The organism is Prevotella sp. MGM2 (genome assembly GCF_002933955.1).
Lineage (GTDB): Bacteria > Bacteroidota > Bacteroidia > Bacteroidales > Bacteroidaceae > Alloprevotella.
The window spans coordinates 1-3,956 of record NZ_BEWW01000152.1 but is presented as its reverse complement, the minus strand read 5'-3'; the positions used below and the strand labels follow the sequence as shown (position 1 = coordinate 3,956).

The following is a 3,956-nucleotide window of genomic DNA, read 5'->3' as shown; positions in this document are numbered from 1 at the left end:
GTTTAGTATATATCTTCATCAGCGGTTCAGAAATAATTGACAATATAATCCTCTTTATTGAGACGGCTCTCGAAGCAGGCTATGCCAAAGTCGTAAAGATTGAAAGTGACGCGCACACGGGCATCGGCTTTCAACCGGCTCCATATCCTACGGGCTGCACGGTTGCGGCCTATGCCACGAAGAACAAAAAAGGCTTTCGGACCGGCACGGCGTACTGCCATTTCAAGAAATTCGGAGGAAATTCCACTTGCATCGGCATAAAAAAAATCAGCCTGCGCCGGCAATGTTTCCGTGCCGAACGCCGTATTTCCTTCCTGCGCCGGCTGTTCTCTTCTATGAGCCTCCAACGGCCGGCCGCCGTTTTGCGTTCCGTGATCCGCACCGGACATATTATATACCTGCGCATGTGCAAGGGCTGCGCGAACATACTGCTCCACCAGCGGACTGCCGCTGGAAGAAAGCCATACGGACGATGCGCCGGAGGCATTGGCCACACGGAAGAGCAGGCGCAAATCACACTCGCGCAATCCATCGGCCGCTTTTTGTTCCTGAAAGCACCGGTGCAAGGGAGCATAGGCATAATACTGTCCGCTTTCATAGATGACGCCTGTCACGAAACCGAAGGCAAAGGGAGAATGGATGCCGTAGCCGCAACGGTGGCGAAAACGCAGCAGCCAGCGCAAGCAACGCGGGAGTAGGTCGGAATAACGATTCATCACCTGACAAAGATACGACTTTAATACCAATAAACATATAAGAAACGAAAGTACATGCCTAACACCATGCGGCGCGTCTCCTATATGAGAGACGCGCCGCATGGTTTGTTTAAAGTGTCAGGTCAAAACCTGGTGGGCTATCAGGCTTCAGCCTCTTCCACGATGCGTTTCTTGCCCAGCACGCGATAGGCGATGGGGGCTGCAAGGAAGATGGAAGAGCAGGTACCGAAGATGACACCGAGAATCATGGCGAAAGCGAATGAGCGGATGCTGTCGCCGCCAAGGAAGAAGATACACAGGAGCACGAGCAGCGTCGTGGCAGATGTCATGATGGTACGCGTCAGGGTGCTGTTGAGCGAATCGTTGAAGAGACGTTCGGTGGTACGCTTGGGATAGAGCCCCAGGTTTTCGCGTATACGGTCAAACACCACCACTTTGTCGTTGATGGAGTAACCGATGGCTGTCAGTATAGCACCTATGAACGTCTGGTCGATTTCCATGGAGAAAGGCAGGAACTTCCAGCAGAGGGCGTACATGCCGATGATGAAGAACGTGTCGATGCACAAGGCCACTACGCTACCTATGGAGAAAGCCACGTTGCGGAAGCGCACGAGGATGTAGAGGAAGATGGCGATGAGCGAGAAGAACACGGCCTTCACGGCGCCTGCCGTCATGTCCTTGGCCACGGAAGAGTCCACTTTCTGTGATGAAACAATGGAGCCTCCTGCGCGGTTCTCACGGTCAACGAATGTTTTGTAGTCGGCCGTAATAAGACCGGCGTTGTGGAGCGCGTCGTAAACGAACTTGTTCACCACTTCATCCTGTCCGTTCACCATATAGTTGGTCGTGAGGCGGATACATTCGTTCTCAGCGGTCACTACCTTGATCGCCTTCACCGAAGCCTTGGGCTCATCGGTTTTGGCCACGGCCTGCTGTACGGCAGCGGCCACCTCTTCAGGAGTAACCTTGTCGTTTTCAAACTGAATGACATAGTTGCGACCGCCGGTGAAGTCGATACCCTGTGAAAGGCCGAACACGGCGAGGCTGGCGCCGAACACAACGGCCAGAACGGCAAATACCACCATTGAATTGCGCGCTTTCTTCATGAAAGCCACTTTCGAGTTCTGAAGGAAATTTTTCGTAATGGAGGTGGTGAAAGTGATGTTCTGCCACTTGTCGCGGTTAAGGAAGTGTTCGTAAGCGATACGGGTGAGCCATACTGCCGTGAAGAACGACACCACGATGCCGATGCCCAGCGTGAGGGCAAAGCCACGGATGGCTCCCGTTCCGAAGTTATAAAGAATGATGGCCGTGATGATAGACGTGAGGTTGGAGTCGAAGATGGCCGAGAAGGCATTGCCGTAACCGTCGGCCAAAGCCGTCTTGATGTTCTTGCCGGCGCGCAGTTCCTCCTTGGTGCGTTCGTAGATAAGCACGTTGGCGTCGACAGCCATACCGAGCGAAAGCACCATACCGGCAATACCGCTCATGGTGAGAGCCGCCTGGAAGGAGGTGAGGATGCCCAGCGTGAAGAAGAAGTTGAGCAGAAGGGCGATGTTGGCTACCATACCTGTGCGGAAGCCGTAGAAGCAGCACATGAAAATCATGAGCAGGATGAAGGCTACCACGCAGGCGGTGAAACCGGCCTTGATGGAGGCTTCGCCGAGCGAGGGACCTACGGTTTCGGTCTGCACCGTCACGAGGGGCACGCTCATCTTACCGCTGTTGAGCACGATGGCCAGGGCGCGGGTGTCGTCGGGCGTGAAACTGCCTGAAATCTGCGAGTTGGCTCCAAGGCGTGCTTCGGGCGCAGGCGTGCTGTACACTTTGTTATCGAGCACGATGGCAATGGGCTTGCCGATGTTCTTGCCGGTGATGTCGGCCCAGATGCGGGCGGCCTCAGGCTGCATGGTCATCGACACGATGGGGCGGTGGGCACCGTCCTGCTCAAAGTCGGGCTTGGCGTCCTGAATGATGTCGGTTTCGGCCGCGCTGAGTTCGGGCTTCACGCCTCCGGCATCAGCCGCCGTACCTTTAAGGATATAGAGGGCGTACTGTCCCTGAAGTTCGGGCTGTGCCGAGAAAGCCATGCTGAAAGTGCGCATGATCTGCTTGGCCGAGTCTGTGCGGAGAGCATTCTCTACGGCTGTCATGTCGGCTTTCGTGGCCACCGTTCCGGCGCAGATGCCGCCGGCGTTCTGCATGGCGAGCACGTCGCCGATTTTCTTCGTAACGGTTTCGAGTTCCTTGGGGTTGTTCTTTTTAGGTTGCGTTACGGTGATGGGGAAATTGCGGAGCTGCTCAAGTTCGCCGGCCACCTGATCTACGGTAGTCATGGTCCAGAACTCAAGGTTGGCGCTTCCCGTGAGGAGCTGTTCCACGTCCTCGGGATCGGTCACGCCGGGCATCTCCACCATAATCTGGCCGAGCTGGCCCTTACCGCGCAGCACCTGTATGTTGGGCTGTGCCACACCGTATTGGTCGATACGCGAGCTGATCACCTTGTAGGCATTATCTACGGCGGCGGAAATATTCTTCTCAAGCGCGGCTTTCACATCGGCGTCGGTGCTCTGATAACTGATGCCGTCGTTGCTCATTTTCTCGGCAAACACGGCTCCGAGCTGATTCTGGCCGTTGGCGGCCTCATACTTCTTCATGAAAAGTTCCACGAAGTCGCCGCCCGTACGGGCCGCTTCCTTGCGGGCTTCGGCCACCATCTTCTGGAAGGCGGGTTCCTTGGCCTTTGAGCCGGCATAGCTGTTCACCATGTCGGGCACAGACACCTCGAGCAGGAAGCTCACGCCGCCCTTGAGGTCAAGGCCGAGGCCTATCTGCAGTTTTTCGCATTCGGCCAGGGTTTTCCAGCCCAGATAAACTTTCTCGTTGCGCTTTTGGTCAAGATAGGCTCTGGCGGCCTCCTTGCCCTTGGTTGCCTCTATTTTGTCCGCCTCACTCTTGTAGTGGTTGGTCACCCACGAAAAAGAGAAATAGTAAAGGCAGATGAGTGTCAGCAACACAGCAATGACTTTTACAAATCCTTTGTTTTGCATTTTTCGTTATTATGTTTTTTGTTATTGATTTTTCAATAAAAAATATTTCAACGTGCAAATATACACGATTTTTTTCAAATGTTACCTTATTTACAGTCAATTTATATAGTCCTCCCTGATGCCGCCATGCACATAGCCTCAAAAAAATCTCAAAACGAGTTTTTTTAACACTATTTGCTTTCCGCCGGAA

At 54.0% G+C, this 3,956-nt stretch carries 2 protein-coding genes; both read right to left on the bottom strand.

Going from position 1 to position 3,956, the window contains the following annotated elements; translation table 11 throughout:
- Positions 1–26: 26 nt before the first annotated feature.
- Positions 27–716 (bottom strand): hypothetical protein, encoded by a 690-nt coding sequence (locus C5S62_RS03440; RefSeq protein ID WP_104404062.1) that lies wholly within the window; start codon positions 714–716, stop codon positions 27–29.
- Positions 717–856: 140 nt separating this feature from the next.
- Positions 857–3,766 (bottom strand): protein translocase subunit SecD, encoded by a 2,910-nt coding sequence (secD, locus tag C5S62_RS03435; protein WP_104404061.1) that lies wholly within the window; start codon positions 3,764–3,766, stop codon positions 857–859.
- Positions 3,767–3,956: the final 190 nt, after the last annotated feature.

Bases quoted from the DNA above. Each gene is read 5' to 3' on its own strand.
- C5S62_RS03440 (WP_104404062.1), bottom strand. From the start codon at position 716: ATGAATCGTTATTCCGACCTACTCCCGCGTTGCTTGCGCTGGCTGCTG.
- secD (WP_104404061.1), bottom strand. From the start codon at position 3,766: ATGCAAAACAAAGGATTTGTAAAAGTCATTGCTGTGTTGCTGACACTC.